The sequence below is a fragment of the Streptomyces yongxingensis genome (genome assembly GCF_055597465.1).
On the sequence record NZ_CM145717.1, the window covers coordinates 6579004 to 6597768 of the forward strand.

At 66.8% G+C, this 18765-nt stretch carries 10 protein-coding genes and 3 rRNA genes; 12 read left to right on the forward strand and 1 reads right to left on the reverse strand.

What is annotated here, in order from left to right:
• Nucleotides 1-279 precede the first annotated feature (279 nt).
• From ahcY to rrf, 5 genes are all read left to right on the forward strand, one after another.
• Nucleotides 280-1737, forward strand: a complete 1458-nt coding sequence (ahcY, locus tag ACZ6TD_RS28445) for an adenosylhomocysteinase (protein ID WP_471342687.1) — start codon at nt 280-282, stop codon at nt 1735-1737.
• A 136-nt stretch (nt 1738-1873) separates the two neighbouring features.
• Nucleotides 1874-2491 (forward strand): hypothetical protein, encoded by a 618-nt coding sequence (locus tag ACZ6TD_RS28450; RefSeq protein ID WP_471342688.1) that lies wholly within the window; start codon nt 1874-1876, stop codon nt 2489-2491.
• A gap of 644 nt (nt 2492-3135) precedes the next feature.
• A 16S ribosomal RNA gene (locus tag ACZ6TD_RS28455) occupies nt 3136-4662 on the forward strand.
• 277 nt (nt 4663-4939) lie between these two features.
• Nucleotides 4940-8060: ribosomal RNA gene (locus tag ACZ6TD_RS28460) — 23S ribosomal RNA — on the forward strand.
• A gap of 90 nt (nt 8061-8150) precedes the next feature.
• Nucleotides 8151-8267 (forward strand): 5S ribosomal RNA (gene rrf, locus ACZ6TD_RS28465).
• The 16S, 23S and 5S rRNA genes sit together here, the layout of an rRNA operon.
• A gap of 309 nt (nt 8268-8576) precedes the next feature.
• Here rrf and ACZ6TD_RS28470 read toward each other — a convergent pair.
• The gene (locus ACZ6TD_RS28470) at nt 8577-9839 is read right to left on the reverse strand and encodes a DUF7544 domain-containing protein (RefSeq protein WP_471342691.1); all 1263 of its coding nucleotides are present in this window, start codon (nt 9837-9839) and stop codon (nt 8577-8579) included.
• A gap of 149 nt (nt 9840-9988) precedes the next feature.
• On the opposite strand from ACZ6TD_RS28470, the gene mtnA reads away from it, so the two are divergent.
• From mtnA to ACZ6TD_RS28505, 7 genes are all read left to right on the forward strand, one after another.
• A complete protein-coding gene (gene mtnA / locus ACZ6TD_RS28475) occupies nt 9989-11146 on the forward strand; it encodes an S-methyl-5-thioribose-1-phosphate isomerase (RefSeq protein WP_471342694.1) in 1158 nt (385 codons plus the stop codon).
• On the forward strand, nt 11143-11820 hold the full coding sequence (mtrA, locus tag ACZ6TD_RS28480; protein ID WP_014061181.1) for a two-component system response regulator MtrA: 678 nt from the start codon (nt 11143-11145) through the stop codon (nt 11818-11820). Before mtnA ends, mtrA begins: the two co-directional genes overlap by 4 nt.
• Nucleotide 11821: 1 nt before the next feature.
• A complete protein-coding gene (gene mtrB, locus ACZ6TD_RS28485; RefSeq protein WP_471342696.1) occupies nt 11822-13858 on the forward strand; it encodes an MtrAB system histidine kinase MtrB in 2037 nt (678 codons plus the stop codon).
• Nucleotides 13848-15725, forward strand: coding sequence for an LpqB family beta-propeller domain-containing protein (locus ACZ6TD_RS28490; RefSeq protein WP_471342699.1), 1878 nt, complete (start codon nt 13848-13850; stop codon nt 15723-15725). The genes mtrB and ACZ6TD_RS28490 overlap by 11 nt, the downstream gene beginning before the upstream one ends.
• Before the next feature lie 153 nt (nt 15726-15878).
• Complete coding sequence (locus ACZ6TD_RS28495) at nt 15879-16700, forward strand: ComF family protein (protein WP_471358117.1); 822 nt, start codon at nt 15879-15881, stop codon at nt 16698-16700.
• A gap of 315 nt (nt 16701-17015) precedes the next feature.
• Nucleotides 17016-17705: a ribosome hibernation-promoting factor, HPF/YfiA family gene (gene hpf, locus ACZ6TD_RS28500; RefSeq protein ID WP_470010335.1), complete on the forward strand. Its 690-nt coding sequence runs from the start codon at nt 17016-17018 to the stop codon at nt 17703-17705.
• A gap of 222 nt (nt 17706-17927) precedes the next feature.
• Nucleotides 17928-18677: a response regulator gene (locus ACZ6TD_RS28505; protein ID WP_014061176.1), complete on the forward strand. Its 750-nt coding sequence runs from the start codon at nt 17928-17930 to the stop codon at nt 18675-18677.
• The last annotated feature ends 88 nt before the right edge of the window (nt 18678-18765 follow it).

Here is an 18765-nt window from a genome sequence, read left to right on the forward strand (position 1 = left end):
GCCGCCCCTGGTCATAGCCGTACGGCCGAAGATGACCGATGGGGGCTGGGGTTCGCTCCGCCGATCGGTGTAGATTCGTGACCGAGCCAGACGTCGCTGCTGATGGCGGTCGGGCGGTCCGCACTCCGGGCCGGCCGAGGGAGAGAGGGCCTCCGACGGACTGCGCACTGTGAGGTACAAGGGGACAGGTGTGCCCGCTGTCGCGGGGGCCCTGCCCGACGCCTCGCATGCCCAGCCGAACCACTCTCGCTCGCACACGATCGAGGAGGAGCAGCACTCATGACGACAGCCGTCTCCGGTCAGGACTTCAAGGTCGCCGACCTCTCCCTGGCTGCCTTCGGCCGTAAGGAGATCGCCCTCGCCGAGCATGAGATGCCCGGCCTGATGGCGATCCGTAAGGAGTACGCCGAGCAGCAGCCGCTGGCCGGCGCCCGTATCACCGGCTCCCTGCACATGACGGTGCAGACCGCCGTGCTGATCGAGACCCTGGTCGCCCTCGGCGCCCAGGTCCGGTGGGCCTCCTGCAACATCTTCTCCACTCAGGACCACGCCGCGGCCGCGGTCGCCGTCGGCCCCGAGGGCACCCCGGAGAACCCGCAGGGCATCCCGGTCTTCGCCTGGAAGGGCGAGACCCTGGAGGAGTACTGGTGGTGCACCGAGCAGGCCCTGACCTGGCCCGGGACCCCCACCGGCGGGCCCAACATGATCCTGGACGACGGTGGCGACGCCACCCTCCTCGTCCACAAGGGCGTCGAGTACGAGAAGGCCGGCGCCGCCCCTGACGTCGCCACCGCCGAGAACGACGAGCACCGCGTCATCCTCGAGCTGCTGAACCGCACCATCGCGGAGAGCCCGCAGAAGTGGACGCAGCTGGCCTCCGAGATCCGCGGGGTCACCGAGGAGACCACCACCGGCGTTCACCGCCTCTACGAGATGCAGCGGGACGGCTCGCTGCTCTTCCCGGCGATCAACGTGAACGACGCGGTCACCAAGTCCAAGTTCGACAACAAGTACGGCTGCCGCCACTCCCTGGTCGACGGCATCAACCGCGCCACCGACGTGCTGATCGGCGGCAAGGTCGCGGTCGTCTGCGGCTACGGCGACGTCGGTAAGGGCTGCGCCGAGTCGCTGCGCGGCCAGGGCGCCCGGGTGATCATCACCGAGATCGACCCGATCTGCGCGCTCCAGGCCGCGATGGACGGCTACCAGGTCGCCACCCTGGACGACGTGGTGGAGACCGCCGACATCTTCATCACCACGACCGGCAACAAGGACATCATCCTGGCCTCGGACATGGCCAAGATGAAGCATCAGGCGATCGTCGGGAACATCGGCCACTTCGACAACGAGATCGACATGGCCGGGCTCGCCGCCCTTCCGGGCATCGTGAAGGACGAGGTCAAGCCGCAGGTTCACACCTGGACCTTCCCCGACGGCAAGAAGATCATCGTGCTCTCCGAGGGCCGTCTGCTGAACCTCGGCAACGCGACCGGTCACCCGTCGTTCGTGATGTCCAACTCCTTCGCGAACCAGACCATCGCCCAGATCGAGCTCTTCACCAAGCCGGAGTCGTACCCGATCGACGTCTATGTGCTCCCCAAGCACCTGGACGAGAAGGTCGCCCGCCTCCACCTGGACGCGCTCGGGGCCAAGCTGACCACGCTCCGGCCCGAGCAGGCCGCCTACATCGGCGTCCCGGTGGAGGGCCCGTACAAGCCCGACCACTACCGCTACTGATCGCATCCGCTGATCGCACCGGCGCCGCCGACAGCACCGTCGGCGGCCGCTGACCCGGCCCCCGCCCCGGCGGGGGCCCCAGGGCCCGTCCGCGCCATCCGGCCGGGCGGGCCCGACGCACGTCAAGGACCTCACCATGCCCCGCGGCCGCTACTCCCTCCACGACCCGCACGATCACGCCCCCCTGGGCGAAGAGCACTTCCAGTGCGCTCCCGGCCCCAGCGGTTGGCGCTATGTCGCACAGCGGACCTCGCCCTCCGGCGATCACACCGGGTCCGTGGACCTCACCCTCGACGAACTCGGCCGCCCGCTCAGGGTGGAACTGCACGCGTCGAGCTGGCGGGTCAGGGGCGCCGCGCTGGACGGGGTCACCTGGGTCCGCACGGACCCCACGGGGGAGCACGCGACCGAGGGCAATGTCCGCGCCCACTCCTTCACCGGCGCCTCCCCGGCCTTCCTGGTCGCCGTCTCCCGCCTGCTGCGCCTGGAACCGGGCGACGGAGCCGTCCGCGTCCGCCTCGTGGCCTTCACCGATCCGGTCCTCGCGCCCCTCACCCTGGATCAGTCCTGGGCACTTCTCGGCAGAACCGGTCACACCACCGACACCGTGCCGCTCGTTGTGGATGAGTACCAGGTCAGCGAGCTGGACACCGGAGAGGTCCGGACGATCCACATCGCCGGCGACGTGGTGCTCGCCGCCCCCGGCATCGAGCTGGAGCATCTCGAGAGCCCACCGTCGTCCTTCGCGGCCTGACGACCCCCCTGACCTGCGGCGTTGAGAAACTTCCGGGAACCTATTGACCCAGGGAGCCCCGGTGCGTACGTTTGAAGGTCGCGGCGAACGGAGTGCACAGGCGCTTCGGACGGACCGTACAAAGAATCTTGCCGGGAGTCCTTGACCAAGGTCGCCCGGGGAGGTAGGTTTAAACGGTTGTGGTGAGCAGAGTCTGCCCACCCCGAAAACGCATCTGAACCGCTCCGCAGACGGATGGAAATCCAAACGGAGCACCTTTTGACACCCGCGGGCATCACATGAAGCCGATTAGGTTCGGCGGATGATCGTCTGCTAAAGTCGAAAACACGCCGAAAGGCAGGGCCACCCAACCGGCCATCGGAAACGGAATTCGGATCGGAAACGACCGGAAATCGGATCTGGTAAGGTTGGAAACACCGAAGGGAAGCGCCCGGAGAAGCCGGTGAAACGGTTTCGAAGGAAGCGTCCGTTCCTTGAGAACTCAACAGCGTGCCAAAAGTCAACGCCAGATATGTTGATACCCCGTCCTTCTTGGACGAGGTTCCTTTGAAGAAACACAACAGCGAGGACGCTGTGGACGGTCCGGGTTATTCCTCCGGTTCCGTTCCGCTCTCGTGATGTGTTGCCGGGATAGCCCGGAAGCATTCACGGAGAGTTTGATCCTGGCTCAGGACGAACGCTGGCGGCGTGCTTAACACATGCAAGTCGAACGATGAACCGGTTTCGGCCGGGGATTAGTGGCGAACGGGTGAGTAACACGTGGGCAATCTGCCCTGCACTCTGGGACAAGCCCTGGAAACGGGGTCTAATACCGGATATGACTACCGACCGCATGGTCTGGTGGTGGAAAGCTCCGGCGGTGCAGGATGAGCCCGCGGCCTATCAGCTTGTTGGTGGGGTGATGGCCTACCAAGGCGACGACGGGTAGCCGGCCTGAGAGGGCGACCGGCCACACTGGGACTGAGACACGGCCCAGACTCCTACGGGAGGCAGCAGTGGGGAATATTGCACAATGGGCGCAAGCCTGATGCAGCGACGCCGCGTGAGGGATGACGGCCTTCGGGTTGTAAACCTCTTTCAGCAGGGAAGAAGCGCAAGTGACGGTACCTGCAGAAGAAGCGCCGGCTAACTACGTGCCAGCAGCCGCGGTAATACGTAGGGCGCAAGCGTTGTCCGGAATTATTGGGCGTAAAGAGCTCGTAGGCGGCTTGTCGCGTCGGATGTGAAAGCCCGGGGCTTAACCCCGGGTCTGCATTCGATACGGGCAGGCTAGAGTTCGGTAGGGGAGATCGGAATTCCTGGTGTAGCGGTGAAATGCGCAGATATCAGGAGGAACACCGGTGGCGAAGGCGGATCTCTGGGCCGATACTGACGCTGAGGAGCGAAAGCGTGGGGAGCGAACAGGATTAGATACCCTGGTAGTCCACGCCGTAAACGTTGGGAACTAGGTGTGGGCGACATTCCACGTTGTCCGTGCCGCAGCTAACGCATTAAGTTCCCCGCCTGGGGAGTACGGCCGCAAGGCTAAAACTCAAAGGAATTGACGGGGGCCCGCACAAGCGGCGGAGCATGTGGCTTAATTCGACGCAACGCGAAGAACCTTACCAAGGCTTGACATACGCCGGAAAACCCTGGAGACAGGGTCCCCCTTGTGGTCGGTGTACAGGTGGTGCATGGCTGTCGTCAGCTCGTGTCGTGAGATGTTGGGTTAAGTCCCGCAACGAGCGCAACCCTTGTTCTGTGTTGCCAGCATGCCTTTCGGGGTGATGGGGACTCACAGGAGACTGCCGGGGTCAACTCGGAGGAAGGTGGGGACGACGTCAAGTCATCATGCCCCTTATGTCTTGGGCTGCACACGTGCTACAATGGCCGGTACAATGAGCTGCGAAGCCGTGAGGTGGAGCGAATCTCAAAAAGCCGGTCTCAGTTCGGATTGGGGTCTGCAACTCGACCCCATGAAGTCGGAGTCGCTAGTAATCGCAGATCAGCATTGCTGCGGTGAATACGTTCCCGGGCCTTGTACACACCGCCCGTCACGTCACGAAAGTCGGTAACACCCGAAGCCGGTGGCCCAACCCTTGTGGAGGGAGCCGTCGAAGGTGGGACTGGCGATTGGGACGAAGTCGTAACAAGGTAGCCGTACCGGAAGGTGCGGCTGGATCACCTCCTTTCTAAGGAGCACATGGCCGACTGCAAGCAAGTGTCTTGCACGGTTGCTCATGGGTGGAACGTTGACTATTCGGCACACTTGACCTGCTCTGGTCGCTAGTACTGCTTCGGCGTGGAACGTGAGATGGAGGGTTGAGAGTGCCGGGCACGCTGTTGGGTGTCTGAGGGTACGGGCCATGGGTCTGTCCTTCGGGCCGGTCCCGGTGTACTGCACGGTGAGTGTGGGTGACGGGGTACGGGTCGTTGTTTGAGAACTGCACAGTGGACGCGAGCATCTGTGGCCAAGTTTTTAAGGGCGCACGGTGGATGCCTTGGCACCAGGAACCGATGAAGGACGTGGGAGGCCGCGATAGGCCCCGGGGAGCTGTCAACCGAGCTGTGATCCGGGGGTGTCCGAATGGGGAAACCCGGCAGTCGTCATGGGCTGTCACCCATACCTGAACACATAGGGTATGTGGAGGGAACGCGGGGAAGTGAAACATCTCAGTACCCGCAGGAAGAGAAAACAACCGTGATTCCGGGAGTAGTGGCGAGCGAAACTGGATGAGGCTAAACCGTATGTGTGTGATACCCGGCAGGGGTTGCGCATGCGGGGTTGTGGGTTCGTACTTCAGTCGTCTGCCGGCGGCTGGGTGAGTCAGAAATTGTTGATGTAGGCGAAGGGCATGCGAAAGGCCCGGCGTAGAGGGTAAGACCCCCGTAGCTGAAATGTCAGCAACTTGCTTGTGCGATACCCAAGTAGCACGGGGCCCGAGAAATCCCGTGTGAATCTGGCGGGACCACCCGCTAAGCCTAAATATTCCCTGGTGACCGATAGCGGATAGTACCGTGAGGGAATGGTGAAAAGTACCGCGGGAGCGGAGTGAAATAGTACCTGAAACCGTGTGCCTACAAGCCGTGGGAGCGTCGCCGTGTTCTTTGGAGCACGGTCGTGACTGCGTGCCTTTTGAAGAATGAGCCTGCGAGTTTGCGGTGTGTTGCGAGGTTAACCCGTGTGGGGAAGCCGTAGCGAAAGCGAGTCCGAATAGGGCGGTTTAGTAGCGCGCTCAAGACCCGAAGCGGAGTGATCTAGCCATGGGCAGGTTGAAGCGGAGGTAAGACTTCGTGGAGGACCGAACCCACCAGGGTTGAAAACCTGGGGGATGACCTGTGGTTAGGGGTGAAAGGCCAATCAAACTCCGTGATAGCTGGTTCTCCCCGAAATGCATTTAGGTGCAGCGTCGTGTGTTTCTTGCCGGAGGTAGAGCACTGGATAGGCGATGGGCCCTACCGGGTTACTGACCTTAGCCAAACTCCGAATGCCGGTAAGTGAGAGCGCGGCAGTGAGACTGTGGGGGATAAGCTCCATGGTCGAGAGGGAAACAGCCCAGAGCATCGACTAAGGCCCCTAAGCGTACGCTAAGTGGGAAAGGATGTGGAGTCGCAGAGACAACCAGGAGGTTGGCTTAGAAGCAGCCATCCTTGAAAGAGTGCGTAATAGCTCACTGGTCAAGTGATTCCGCGCCGACAATGTAGCGGGGCTCAAGCGTACCGCCGAAGTCGTGTCATTGCAGCATGACCCCTAACGGGGGCTGTGATGGGTAGGGGAGCGTCGTGTGCCGGGTGAAGCAGCCGTGTAAGCGAGTTGTGGATGGTTCACGAGTGAGAATGCAGGCATGAGTAGCGATACACACGTGAGAAACGTGTGCGCCGATTGACTAAGGGTTCCTGGGTCAAGCTGATCTGCCCAGGGTAAGTCGGGACCTAAGGCGAGGCCGACAGGCGTAGTCGATGGACAACCGGTTGATATTCCGGTACCCGCTTTGAAGCGTCAACGCTGAATCAGGCGATGCTAAGGCCGTGAAGCCGCCCTGGATCCTTCGGGTGAAGGGGAGTGGTGGAGCCGCCGGACCAGACTTGTAGTAGGTGAGTGATGGGGTGACGCAGGAAGGTAGTCCAGCCCGGGCGGTGGTTGTCCCGGGGTAAGGGTGTAGCCCGAGGGGTAGGTAAATCCGTCCCTCATTTAAGGGTGAGACCTGATGCCGAGCCGATTGTGGTGAAGTGGATGATCCTATGCTGTCGAGAAAAGCCTCTAGCGAGTTTCATGGCGGCCCGTACCCTAAACCGACTCAGGTGGTCAGGTAGAGAATACCGAGGCGTTCGGGTGAACTATGGTTAAGGAACTCGGCAAAATGCCCCCGTAACTTCGGGAGAAGGGGGGCCATTGCTGGTGATGGGATTTTCTCCTTGAGCTGGTGGTGGCCGCAGAGACCAGCGAGAAGCGACTGTTTACTAAAAACACAGGTCCGTGCGAAGCCGTAAGGCGATGTATACGGACTGACGCCTGCCCGGTGCTGGAACGTTAAGGGGACCGGTTAGTGGGGTTTCGATCCCGCGAAGCTGAGAACTTAAGCGCCAGTAAACGGCGGTGGTAACTATAACCATCCTAAGGTAGCGAAATTCCTTGTCGGGTAAGTTCCGACCTGCACGAATGGCGTAACGACTTCTCGACTGTCTCAACCATAGGCCCGGTGAAATTGCATTACGAGTAAAGATGCTCGTTTCGCGCAGCAGGACGGAAAGACCCCGGGACCTTTACTATAGCTTGATATTGGTGTTCGGTTCGGCTTGTGTAGGATAGGTGGGAGACTGTGAAGCATTGACGCCAGTTAGTGTGGAGTCGTTGTTGAAATACCACTCTGGTCGTGCTGGATGTCTAACCTGGGTCCGTGATCCGGATCAGGGACAGTGTCTGGTGGGTAGTTTAACTGGGGCGGTTGCCTCCTAAAGGGTAACGGAGGCGCCCAAAGGTTCCCTCAGCCTGGTTGGCAATCAGGTGTTGAGTGTAAGTGCACAAGGGAGCTTGACTGTGAGACCGACGGGTCGAGCAGGGACGAAAGTCGGGACTAGTGATCCGGCGGTGGCTTGTGGAAGCGCCGTCGCTCAACGGATAAAAGGTACCCCGGGGATAACAGGCTGATCTTCCCCAAGAGTCCATATCGACGGGATGGTTTGGCACCTCGATGTCGGCTCGTCGCATCCTGGGGCTGGAGTCGGTCCCAAGGGTTGGGCTGTTCGCCCATTAAAGCGGTACGCGAGCTGGGTTTAGAACGTCGTGAGACAGTTCGGTCCCTATCCGCTGTGCGCGTAGGAGTCTTGAGAAGGGCTGTCCCTAGTACGAGAGGACCGGGACGGACGAACCTCTGGTGTGCCAGTTGTTCTGCCAAGGGCATGGCTGGTTGGCTACGTTCGGGAGGGATAACCGCTGAAAGCATCTAAGCGGGAAGCCTGCTTCGAGATGAGGGCTCCCACCCACGTGATGGGTTAAGGCTCCCAGTAGACGACTGGGTTGATAGGCCAGATATGGAAGCCGGGTGACCGGTGGAGTTGACTGGTACTAATAGGCCGAGGGCTTGTCCTCAGGTGCTCGCGTCCACTGTGTTGGTTCTGAAGCAATGAACCGTTTGACCCCCATGTGTATGGGTTGTGTCCGGTGTTTGTTTCATAGTGTTTCGGTGGTCATAGCGTTAGGGAAACGCCCGGTTACATTCCGAACCCGGAAGCTAAGCCTTTCAGCGCCGATGGTACTGCAGGGGGGACCCTGTGGGAGAGTAGGACGCCGCCGAACGATTTTTAGCCTCGGTCCCGAGTACATAGTGCTCGGGACCGAGGCATTTTTGCGTTCCCACTCGATCGGATGTTCCACCGGATCGAGTGAAAAGGCATCAGCGCTCTGGCGTGGCGTGGTCGAGGTCACGCAGAGTAGTCAGTGAGGGCCAGTCAGGCGGTCCGTTGACCACCAGTCAAGAGGCCCAAGAGACAGCAGACGTATGCGCCGAGCGGGCGGAGCGGGAGGTGATGGCCTGTGAGCATGACGAGCTGTGCGGTGAAGGGGCGTAGGGTGACGCCCCGTTCGTCCCCGCCTGTTGTGATGCCGTCAGTTCCAGGACGTGGAGCCGACGGTCGGCTGGTCCTCGCCATGACCTTCTGTCGAGACTCCCGGCATCCCCGCGGCGCGGGCGAGCTCGAGGTCGAGGGCCTCGCGCCGGATGCGCTGGTCCATGTAAAGGAGGGCCGTCACACCCGCGCTGATCGGGAAGGTGATGGCCGAGCTGATCACACCGCCGACGCCGACCACGATCAGGAAGGTCCAGCCGACGGAGACGGATCCGCCGGACAGCCAGTCCAAGGCGTTGTCCCCGCCGATCACCATGGCGACCAGGCTGGTGGGGATCTCGACGATGGCACCGACGATGAAGACCAGGACGACGGCCAGCAGTTGGATGCCGAAGACGCGGCCCCACGAGCCGCGCACCAGCTTGAAGGAGCGTCGCAGGGCCTTGATGACCCCCTGCTTCTCCAGCATCAGCGCGGGAGCGGCGAGGCTGAAGCGGACCCAGAGCCAGGCGGCGACGCATGCCGCGGCGAGCCCGCCCAGAGAGGCCAGCGCGGCACCCTCGCTCGGCACGCCCGCGACGGCCAGCAGCAGACCCGGCGTCATACCGGCGGCGATGACGGCCGCGGCGATGGCGGGGATCAGCAGGAGCAGCCCGCACAGCTGAAGCAGATGCGGCCGGGCACCGGCCCATGCCTCCCTGGCGGACACGTTCCGGCCCAGCACCGCCCGTGCGGCGACCACGGTCAGCAGGGCGGTGGTGACGATCGTTCCGAGGACGCCGAGCAGCAGGGTGACTCCGCTGTCCCCGAGCGTGTCGCCGACGGCGCGCAGCGCCTGGCCGACGGTGGCGTCCGGATCGTCGAGGACATCGCTCTCGTTCCCTCGGCCGCCGTTGAACCACAGTCCCGTGGCGGCCGTCATCAGACCTTGGGTGACGATCGAGACGATCAGCGAGATGCCGAGGACCGTGCGCCAGTGGGCGCGCATGATGGCCACCGCGCCGTCCAGGATCTCGCTGACGCCCAGCGGCCGCAGCGGAATGACACCGGGGCGGGGAGCAGGCGTCTGACGCCGGCCGGTGCTCCATCCGCCGGGGGCGGGAGCGGGCGGCACCGGCGGTGGCGTGCGGTCTCCCGTCGCGGCCCAACTGCGGGGCGGCGGCTGGCGGCGGGCCCACTGTTCGCCCCATGCTCGCTGCTCCGGGGCGGGTTGGTCGGCGGGCTCGCCCTGCTGCTGAGCGCCGTGGTCCGGTTCGTCGGAAGGGGACGATCCGGGCGGGGCCCAGCCCGGAGAGTCATTCATCGTCGCTCCGTAAGTTGTTCGTTGACCGGCCGCGGCGTCCGCGGCGGGCGGATGTCAGCCATCGTGCCACGGTGCGTTCCGCCCCGTACCGGTCACTGGGGGCGGTCCGGCACTTCAATAGTCGGTGGCGCACAGGGCAAACTGGGCGGATGGCTGATCAGCATCCGGTGTCCCCGGAAGGCTCCATACCGCCCACCGCTCTGGCGCTGCGCTGGGAGGAGCCCCCGGAGGGGCCCGTACTGGTACTTCTCGACCAGACCCGGCTGCCCGCCGAAGAGGTCGATCTGGTGTGCACCGATGTGCCGGCGCTGGTGGAGGCGATCCGCTCCCTCGCCGTGCGCGGCGCCCCGCTGCTCGGCCTCGCCGGGGCATACGGGATCGCGCTCGCCGCGGCCCGCGGCTTCGATGTGGACGAGGCCGCCGAGTCGCTCGCCCATGCCCGTCCCACGGCCGTCAATCTCGCCTATGGCGTCCGACGGGCCGTCGCCGCGTACCACGCCGCGGTCCGGGACGACGCGGACGACGCCCAGGCCGCTGCGGCAGCCCTCGCCGAGGCCCGCGCCCTGCACCGGGAGGATGCCGAGGCCAGCGAACGCATGGCGGCCCATGGTCAGGCGCTCCTCGAGGAGCTGCTGCCTGCCGGGGGTCATCGGATCCTCACCCACTGCAACACCGGCGCCCTGGTCTCCGGGGGCGAGGGGACCGCCCTCGCCGTGGTCAAGGCGGTGCACCGGGCGGGGCAGCTTCGGCGGCTCTGGGTGGACGAGACCCGGCCCCTGCTCCAGGGGGCGCGGTTGACGGCGTACGAGGCGGCGCGCGCCGGTATGGCGTACACGCTGCTCGCCGACAACGCGGCGGGCTCACTCTTCGCGGCCGGTGAGGTGGACGCGGTGCTGATCGGCGCGGACCGGATCGCCGCGGACGGCTCGGTGGCCAACAAGGTGGGCAGCTATCCGCTCGCGGTGCTGGCCCGCTACCACCATGTGCCGTTCGTGGTGGTCGCCCCGACCACCACGGTGGACCCGGCCACCCCCGACGGAGCCGCGATCGAGGTCGAACAGCGCCCTGGACATGAAGTGACAGACATCACAATTCCGTATGTTCCCATCGCCGGTCAGGAGGCGGGCACCGGAATACCGGTCGCCCCGCTGGGCACACAGGCCCACAATCCGGCCTTCGACGTCACACCACCGGAGTTGGTGACGGCGATCGTCACCGAGGACGGCGTCATTTCCCCGGTCACCGCGGACGGTATCGCCGAGCTGTGGGCCAGGTCACGATCGGGTAATGGGATGATGTCGATATGAAGGGACGCGTCCTTGTCGTCGACGACGACACCGCACTGGCAGAGATGCTCGGCATCGTGCTGCGCGGCGAAGGCTTTGAACCGTCGTTCGTGTCGGACGGCGACAAGGCTCTTGCCGCCTTCCGTGAGACCAAGCCCGATCTGGTGCTGCTCGATCTGATGTTGCCCGGACGGGACGGCATCGAGGTCTGCCGGCTGATCCGGGCCGAGTCCGGGGTGCCGATCGTCATGCTCACGGCCAAGAGCGACACGGTCGATGTGGTGGTCGGGCTCGAGTCCGGGGCGGATGACTACATCGTCAAACCGTTCAAGCCGAAGGAACTGGTGGCCCGGATCCGGGCCCGGCTGAGGCGTTCGGAGGAGCCGGCGCCGGAGCAGCTGGCCATCGGCGATCTGGTGATCGACGTGGCGGGGCACTCGGTGAAGCGGGACGGCCAGTCGATAGCGCTGACGCCGCTGGAGTTCGATCTTCTGGTGGCGCTGGCCCGTAAGCCGTGGCAGGTGTTCACCCGTGAGGTGCTGCTGGAGCAGGTGTGGGGCTATCGGCATGCCGCCGACACCCGGCTGGTGAATGTGCATGTGCAGCGACTGCGGTCGAAGGTCGAGAAGGACCCGGAGCGGCCGGAGATCGTCGTGACCGTGCGCGGTGTCGGCTACAAGGCCGGGCCCAGCTGAGATGACGGGTGGTACGGCGCCGCAGCCCGGTGGACCGGGCGGCGGGGCTCCGGAGGGTGCCCGGATCGGGCGGCCCGACCCGGCGGGTGAGATACCGCTGCTGCGCCGGTTGTGGAGCGGCGGGCATCTGCTGCCCGACGGGGCGTCCGGAGGGCCGGCCCACCCGGTGATCCGGCTGTTCGGCCGGTGGGTGCGCCGTCCGCTGCTGCCCGCTGCCCGGCTGTGGCGGCGGAACATCCAGCTGCGGGTGGTCGCCACCACGCTGCTGATGTCGCTCGGTGTGGTGCTGCTGCTGGGCCTGGTGGTCATCGGGCAGGTGCGCAACGGTCTGCTGGATGCCAAGCGCCATGCGGCGCAGGGCCAGGCCGTCGGCGGCTTCGAGGTGGCCGAGCAGATGGCCGACCGCAAGAGCGACAACCGTGGCCAGGACGGGGCCGGGGCCGGTGCCCAGGACTCCGGTGCCTGGCTGAACGCGCTGGTGGAGCAGCTCGCCAGCGGCGGCAAGGGCGCGTACTCGGTGGTGGCGCTCAGCTCCGACTCCGGTGAGACGCCCTATGTGGCCAGTCGGGGGCCGCGGGCCTCCGGCGATGTTCAGCCGGACAGCGTGCCCGCCGATCTGCGCCGTCGGGTGGACGAGGGCCGGACCGCGCCGTACGAGCGCTACGGGAAGATCGTGCACGCGGGCTCCGGGGACTCCGAGCCCGCGCTGATCATCGGCAAGCGCCTGGATGACAACAACGGCGACGCCTACCAGCTCTACTACCTCTTCCCGTTCACCCAGGAGGAGAAGTCCCTGAGCCTGGTCAAGGGCACCCTGGCCACGGCCGGGGTGTTCGTGGTGGTGCTGCTCGGGGCCATCGCCTGGGTGGTGGTCCGGCAGGTCGTGACGCCCGTAAGGATGGCGGCGGGGATCTCCGAGCGGCTGGCGGCCGGGCTGCTCCAGGAGCGGATGAAGGTCACCGGAGAGGACGACATCGCCCGACTGGGGGAGTCGTTCAACAAGATGGCGCAGAACCTCCAGCTCAAGATCCAGCAGCTGGAGGAGCTCTCCCGGATGCAGCGCCGCTTCGTCTCCGATGTCTCGCATGAGCTGCGCACCCCGCTGACGACCGTAAGGATGGCGGCGGACGTCATCCATGAGGCGCGTGAGGACTTCGATCCGGTCACCGCGCGCTCGGCCGAGCTGCTGTGGGGCCAGGTCGACCGCTTCGAGTCGCTGCTCAGCGATCTGCTGGAGATCAGCCGGTTCGACGCGGGCGCGGCCGCGCTGGAGGCCGAGCCGATCGATCTGCGCGATGTGGTGCACCGGGTGGTGGACGGGGCCGAGCCGCTCGCCGAGGCCAAGGCCACCCGGATCCTGGTGCGGGGCGCCGAGGCGCCGGTGATCGCCGAGGCGGACCCCCGTCGCGTCGAGCGGGTGCTGCGCAATCTGGTGGTCAACGCCGTGGAGCACGGCGAGGGCCGCGATGTGGTCGTGCGGCTCGCGACGGCGGGCGGCGCGGTGGCCGTCGCGGTGCGGGACTACGGCGTCGGGCTCAAGCCCGGCGAGGCGACGCGGGTGTTCAACCGCTTCTGGCGGGCCGATCCGGCCCGTGCGCGCACCACCGGCGGCACCGGCCTGGGCCTGTCGATCGCGGTGGAGGACGCGCGGCTGCACGGTGGCTGGCTCCAGGCGTGGGGCGAGCCCGGCGGCGGTTCGCAGTTCCGGCTGACGCTGCCGCGCACCGCGGGCGATGTGCTGCGCGGCTCGCCGATCCCCCTGGAACCCGAGGACTCCCGGCGCAACCGCCGTCCGGTCGACACCGCGGCCCCGGAGCCCGCGGCGGAGCGGCTGGCGGCGGTGCCCGCGCAGCCGCGGTCCGCGCTGCCCGCCGACACCGCGGCGCCGTCCGCCGATCCGACGGCCCTGCCGGGCAATGGGGCCCGGGTGGTGCGTGGCACCCCGGAGGCGCCGTCCGACGGGCCGAGGGGCGGCCAGGAGCCGGCCGCCCGGCCGACGCCATCGAACGAAGGGGAGGGCCGCCCTCGTGGGCGCTGACCGTGCCGACCGTCGCCGTTTCCGCCGCCGTGGGCGCCGCCCGGGCGGCCGGGGCCTGAGCGCGCCCGTGCTGCTGGCCTGTGGCGCCCTGCTGCTGTCCGGCTGCGCCTCGATGCCCGACAGCGGCGATGTGCGGCGGGTGGACTCCTCACCGCGCTCCGACGTGGATTCGCAGGTGCGGGTGTACGGGGTGAGCCCGGGCAAGGGCGAGCAGCCCGCGGAGCTGGTCTCCGGCTTCCTGGAGGCCACGACGAGCGACGAGGAGAACTTCGGCACGGCGAAGGAGTACCTGACCAAGAGCGCGGTCAAGCGGTGGCAGCCGTTCGCGGCCACCACTGTGCTGGAGCAGGCGCCTGATGTGCGGGTGGAGACGGACCCGGGCGACCGGGACGGCAACGGTAAGACGGTCGTGCTGTCGGGCAAGCGGATCGCCGTCGTGGACGAGACCCACGCCTACAAGCCCGATGAGCAGCCGTACGAGGAGCGCATCCATCTCACCCTGAGCGGTTCGGAGTGGCGGATCGACGGGCCGCCGCGGGGGCTGATCCTCGGCGAGTCCGACTTCCAGCGCATCTACCGCTCGGTCAACAAGTACTACTTCGCCGATCTCGGCCCGGACGCCGAGGAGTCGAAGGCCGGGGACAACGTGCTGGTGGCCGATCCGGTCTATGTGCGGCGCCGTATCGACCCGGTGACCGCGACCGTCAAGGCGCTGCTGGACGGTCCGACGGGGTGGCTGGAGCCGGTGGTCAGCAGCTCCTTCCCGCGGGGTGCGGCGCTCGGCCGCCGGGACGAGCGGCTGTCACTGGACGACTCGAACGCGCTGAAGATCCGGCTGAACGACCGCGCCGCGCGGATCAGCGCGGCGCGCTGCGCCCGGATGGCGGCGCAGACGCTGTTCACGGTCCAGGATCTGGGCGAGGGATCGTCCCAGGTCAGCGGGGTGCGGCTGGAGCGGCAGAACGGTTCGGAGCTGTGTGCCCTCTCCAGTGACGCGGCGCGTGCCTACGCCCCGGCCGGGGTCGAGGGCCATCCGCGCCACCAGTATTTCGTGGACTCCCAGCGCCGGATGGTCCGGCTGTCCGACGACGAGGACCGGCCACAGCCCGTTCCGGGGCCGTTCGGCGCCGATGACGCGGGTCTGGGCTCGGTGGCGGTCTCCCGCGACGAGCGGGACGCGGCCGGGGTCACCGCCGACGGCCAGGCGCTGTATGTGACCGAGCTGGCGTCCGGCGCCGAGCGCGGCAAGGTGCGGGTGCGCAGCCGGGGCGGCAGCGTGGAGCACGGTCTGACGGCGCCCAGCTGGGACGGGCTGGGCGGTCTGTGGGTGGCCGACCGGGACCCGCGGCAGCCGAGGCTGCTGCGGCTGCGGGGCGGCACCGGACCGGCGGACGAGGTGCGGCTGCCGAAGCTGGACGGTGGCCGGATCACGGCGCTGCGGGTATCCGCGGACGGCTCCAGGATCGCGATGCTGGTCAAGCGGTCCGGCCACACCACGCTGCGGCTCGGCCGGATCGAGCGGCGGGGCACCGCGGACGCCCCCCACTTGTCGGTGGGGGCCCTGCGGGCGGTCGCGCCGAAGCTGGAGGACGTGGACACCTTCTCCTGGGCGGGGAACAGCCGGCTGGTGGTCGCGGGCCGGGAGTCGGACGGGGTGCAGCAGCTCCAGTACGTGGAGTCGGACGGCTCCCCGGCGAACGTCCCGGAGGTGCCGGGGCCGAACGGTGTGCAGTCGATCGGCGCCTCGGAGGACCAGACCAGGCCGCTGATCGCCGAGACCAGGGAGAACGGCATCGTGCGGCTGCTGCCGAACACCGATTGGAAGACCGTGGACCAGGACGGCTCGGCGCCGGTCTACCCCGGCTAGGTCTGCCCCGGCCAGGTCTGCGCTGGTTGGGTCTGCCCTGGTTGCCTCGGGCTCTTAGGTCAGGACACCGATCGGGGGTGGCCGGTTGTCCACATGTGCGCGGTTGTCCACAAGGGGTGGCGCGGTGGCCTGACCACCGGGACAGTGGTGTTCATGCGGGGCTGGTGGCAGGAGATCTCCGATCTGGTGCTGCCGGCCGACTGTGCCGGATGCGGTCGGCCGGGAGGCACGTTGTGTGACCGTTGTCGTGGAGCGCTGCGGGGGACCGGGGTGCGCCGGGTGGAGCCGAGCCCGGTGCCGCCGGGGTTGCCGGTGGTCCATGCGGCGGTGGATTACGTGGACGAGGCGCGGGCCGTGCTGCTCGCGCACAAGGAGCGGGGAGCGCTCCGGCTGGCGCGGCCGCTGGGCGAGGCGCTGGCGAGAGCCGTGCGGGCGGCCTGCTCCGGCGGCGAGCCCGGTGCGGGGCCCCGAGGGAGGGCGGCCGTGGGATCGGGCGCGGTATGCGGGGCGAGACCGGGGACGAGACAGGAGGCCAGACCGGGTGCGAGACCCGGTGTCGGACCGGGGGCGAGACCTCGCGGAGCGCCGCTGCTGCTGGTGCCGGTGCCGTCGGCCCGGCGCTCGGTGGGCGCCCGGGGGCATGACCCGGCCCGGCGGATCGCGCTCGCCGCGGCGGGCGTGCTGCGCGTCGACGGGCGCCCGGCGAGAGTCCCGGCCGTGCTGTGCCAGCGGCGCCGGGTGACCGACCAGTCGGGGCTGGACGCGCGACAGCGGCGGGCGAATGTGACCGGTGCGCTGGGGGCGGTCCCCGGCAGCGGCCGGCTGCTGGCGACGGGCCCGGTAGTGCTGGTGGACGATCTGATGACCACAGGGGCCTCGCTCGCGGAGGCGGCGCGCGCGGTGACGGCGGCCGGAGGGCTGGTCATCGGCGCTGCCGTGGTCGCCGCACCCCTGACGCCTACCAACCGGAACTGATGACGAAGCCGCGTCGTTGCAGGTGATAAGCACAGCAAAGCACCTGATCGGAGGTACGGGCCGGTAGGGGGTGCCGACTTCCGACCGGTCGAGCTATGTTCGGTTGTGAGGAATGGCGGGTGCTATGACTCACTCATCCGCTTGGCGTGTTTTGCCTGCATTCTGGTGAGGCTTGGAACAAACGGGATTGAGATCCTCTCCGTGGGAAGGAGGAGCTGAAAGCGCCAAGCCGGTGGCTCCGGAAGACGCCGGAGCCAAGTGCACAAGGGATGACGCTCCGATACTGACTGGAGCTACCCGGGAACGGAGTTCTGCGTGGACATCGTCGTCAAGGGCCGTAAAACTGAGGTGCCCGAGCGGTTCCGGAAGCACGTGGCCGAGAAGCTGAAGCTGGATAAGATCCAGAAGCTCGACGGCAAGGTGATCAGCCTCGACGTCGAGGTGTCCAAGGAGCACAACCCGCGGCAGTCCGACCGCGCCGACCGAGTGGAGATCACGCTCCGCTCGCGGGGCCCGGTGATCCGGGCGGAGGCCGCCGCGGCCGATCCGTACGCAGCGCTGGACCTGGCCGCCAGCAAGCTGGAGGCACGGATGCGCAAGCAGCACGACAAGCGCCATACGCGCCGTGGCAACGGTCGCATTCCGGCCAGCGACGTGGCCATCACCGTGCCCAACGCGGCGCGCATCAACGGGCACGGCGAGATCGCCCCCCAGCGCACGACGGAGACCGTCCCCACCACCCGGATGGGCCCCCTGGAAATCCAGGGCGAGGGCCCCCTGGTGGTCCGGGAGAAGACTCACGCCGCGGCTCCCATGACGCTCGACCAGGCTCTCTACGAGATGGAGCTGGTCGGGCACGACTTCTATCTGTTCGTCGACTCCGACACCAATCAGCCCAGCGTCGTCTACCGGCGGCATGGCTATGACTACGGGGTGATTCATCTTCAGCCGGAAGCGTTCGTCGGAGAGGCACCCGGCGGCGCCGGCGGCGCACTCGGTGGCTGACCGAGAAATTCAGCCGAATCCAGCCTGACATGTGAGTGGTGCCCCGGAGCGCCTGCGCGCCCCCCGGGGCACCTCCGTGCGACCACGGCGGGACCATTCCGCCGTCCGGGCATGAAATCATGGCCGGGCGGCCAACCGGTGTACCGAAAGCACCGGTTGACGCCAGACCGAGTGCACCCAAGGTGCGGACCGCAAGGGCCATGGCCTTCAGGGGGAGGAACGATGGCGGACAGCTTCGGGCCCGTGTCCGACGCCGGTGAGGACCATGGCGTCGGTCCGGACGGGGGCGAGCCGCGCGGTGAGCCGCGCAAGGAGCCGATTCGGGTCCTCGTCGTGGACGACCACGCGCTCTTCCGGCGTGGATTGGAGATCGTCCTGGCGCAGGAGGAGGACATCCAGGTCGTCGGCGAGGCGGGGGACGGGGCCGAGGCCGTGGACAAGGCGGCGGATCTGCTGCCGGACATCGTCCTGATGGATGTGCGGATGCCCAAGCGCGGGGGGATCGAGGCATGCACCGCCATCAAGGAGGTGGCACCCAGCGCCAAGATCATCATGCTGACGATCAGCGATGAGGAAGCCGATCTCTACGACGCGATCAAGGCAGGGGCCACGGGCTATCTGCTGAAGGAGATCTCGACCGACGAGGTTTCGACCGCCATCCGGGCGGTGGCGGACGGCCAGTCGCAGATCAGCCCGTCGATGGCGGCCAAGCTGCTGACCGAGTTCAAGTCGATGATCCAGCGCACCGACGAGCGGCGGCTGGTGCCCGCGCCCCGGCTCACCGACCGGGAGCTGGAGGTGCTCAAGCTGGTGGCGACCGGAATGAACAACCGGGATATCGCCAAGGAGCTGTTCATCAGCGAGAACACCGTGAAGAACCACGTGCGCAACATTCTGGAGAAATTGCAGCTGCACTCCAGGATGGAGGCCGTGGTGTACGCGATGCGGGAGAAGATCCTCGAGATCAGGTGAGGGTTTCGCCTCGCCCGGAGCCCGGAGCCCGGAGCCCGAAGCCCAGAGCCCGGGCCGAAGCTCGGGGCCCGGGGCCGAAGCCCCGGGT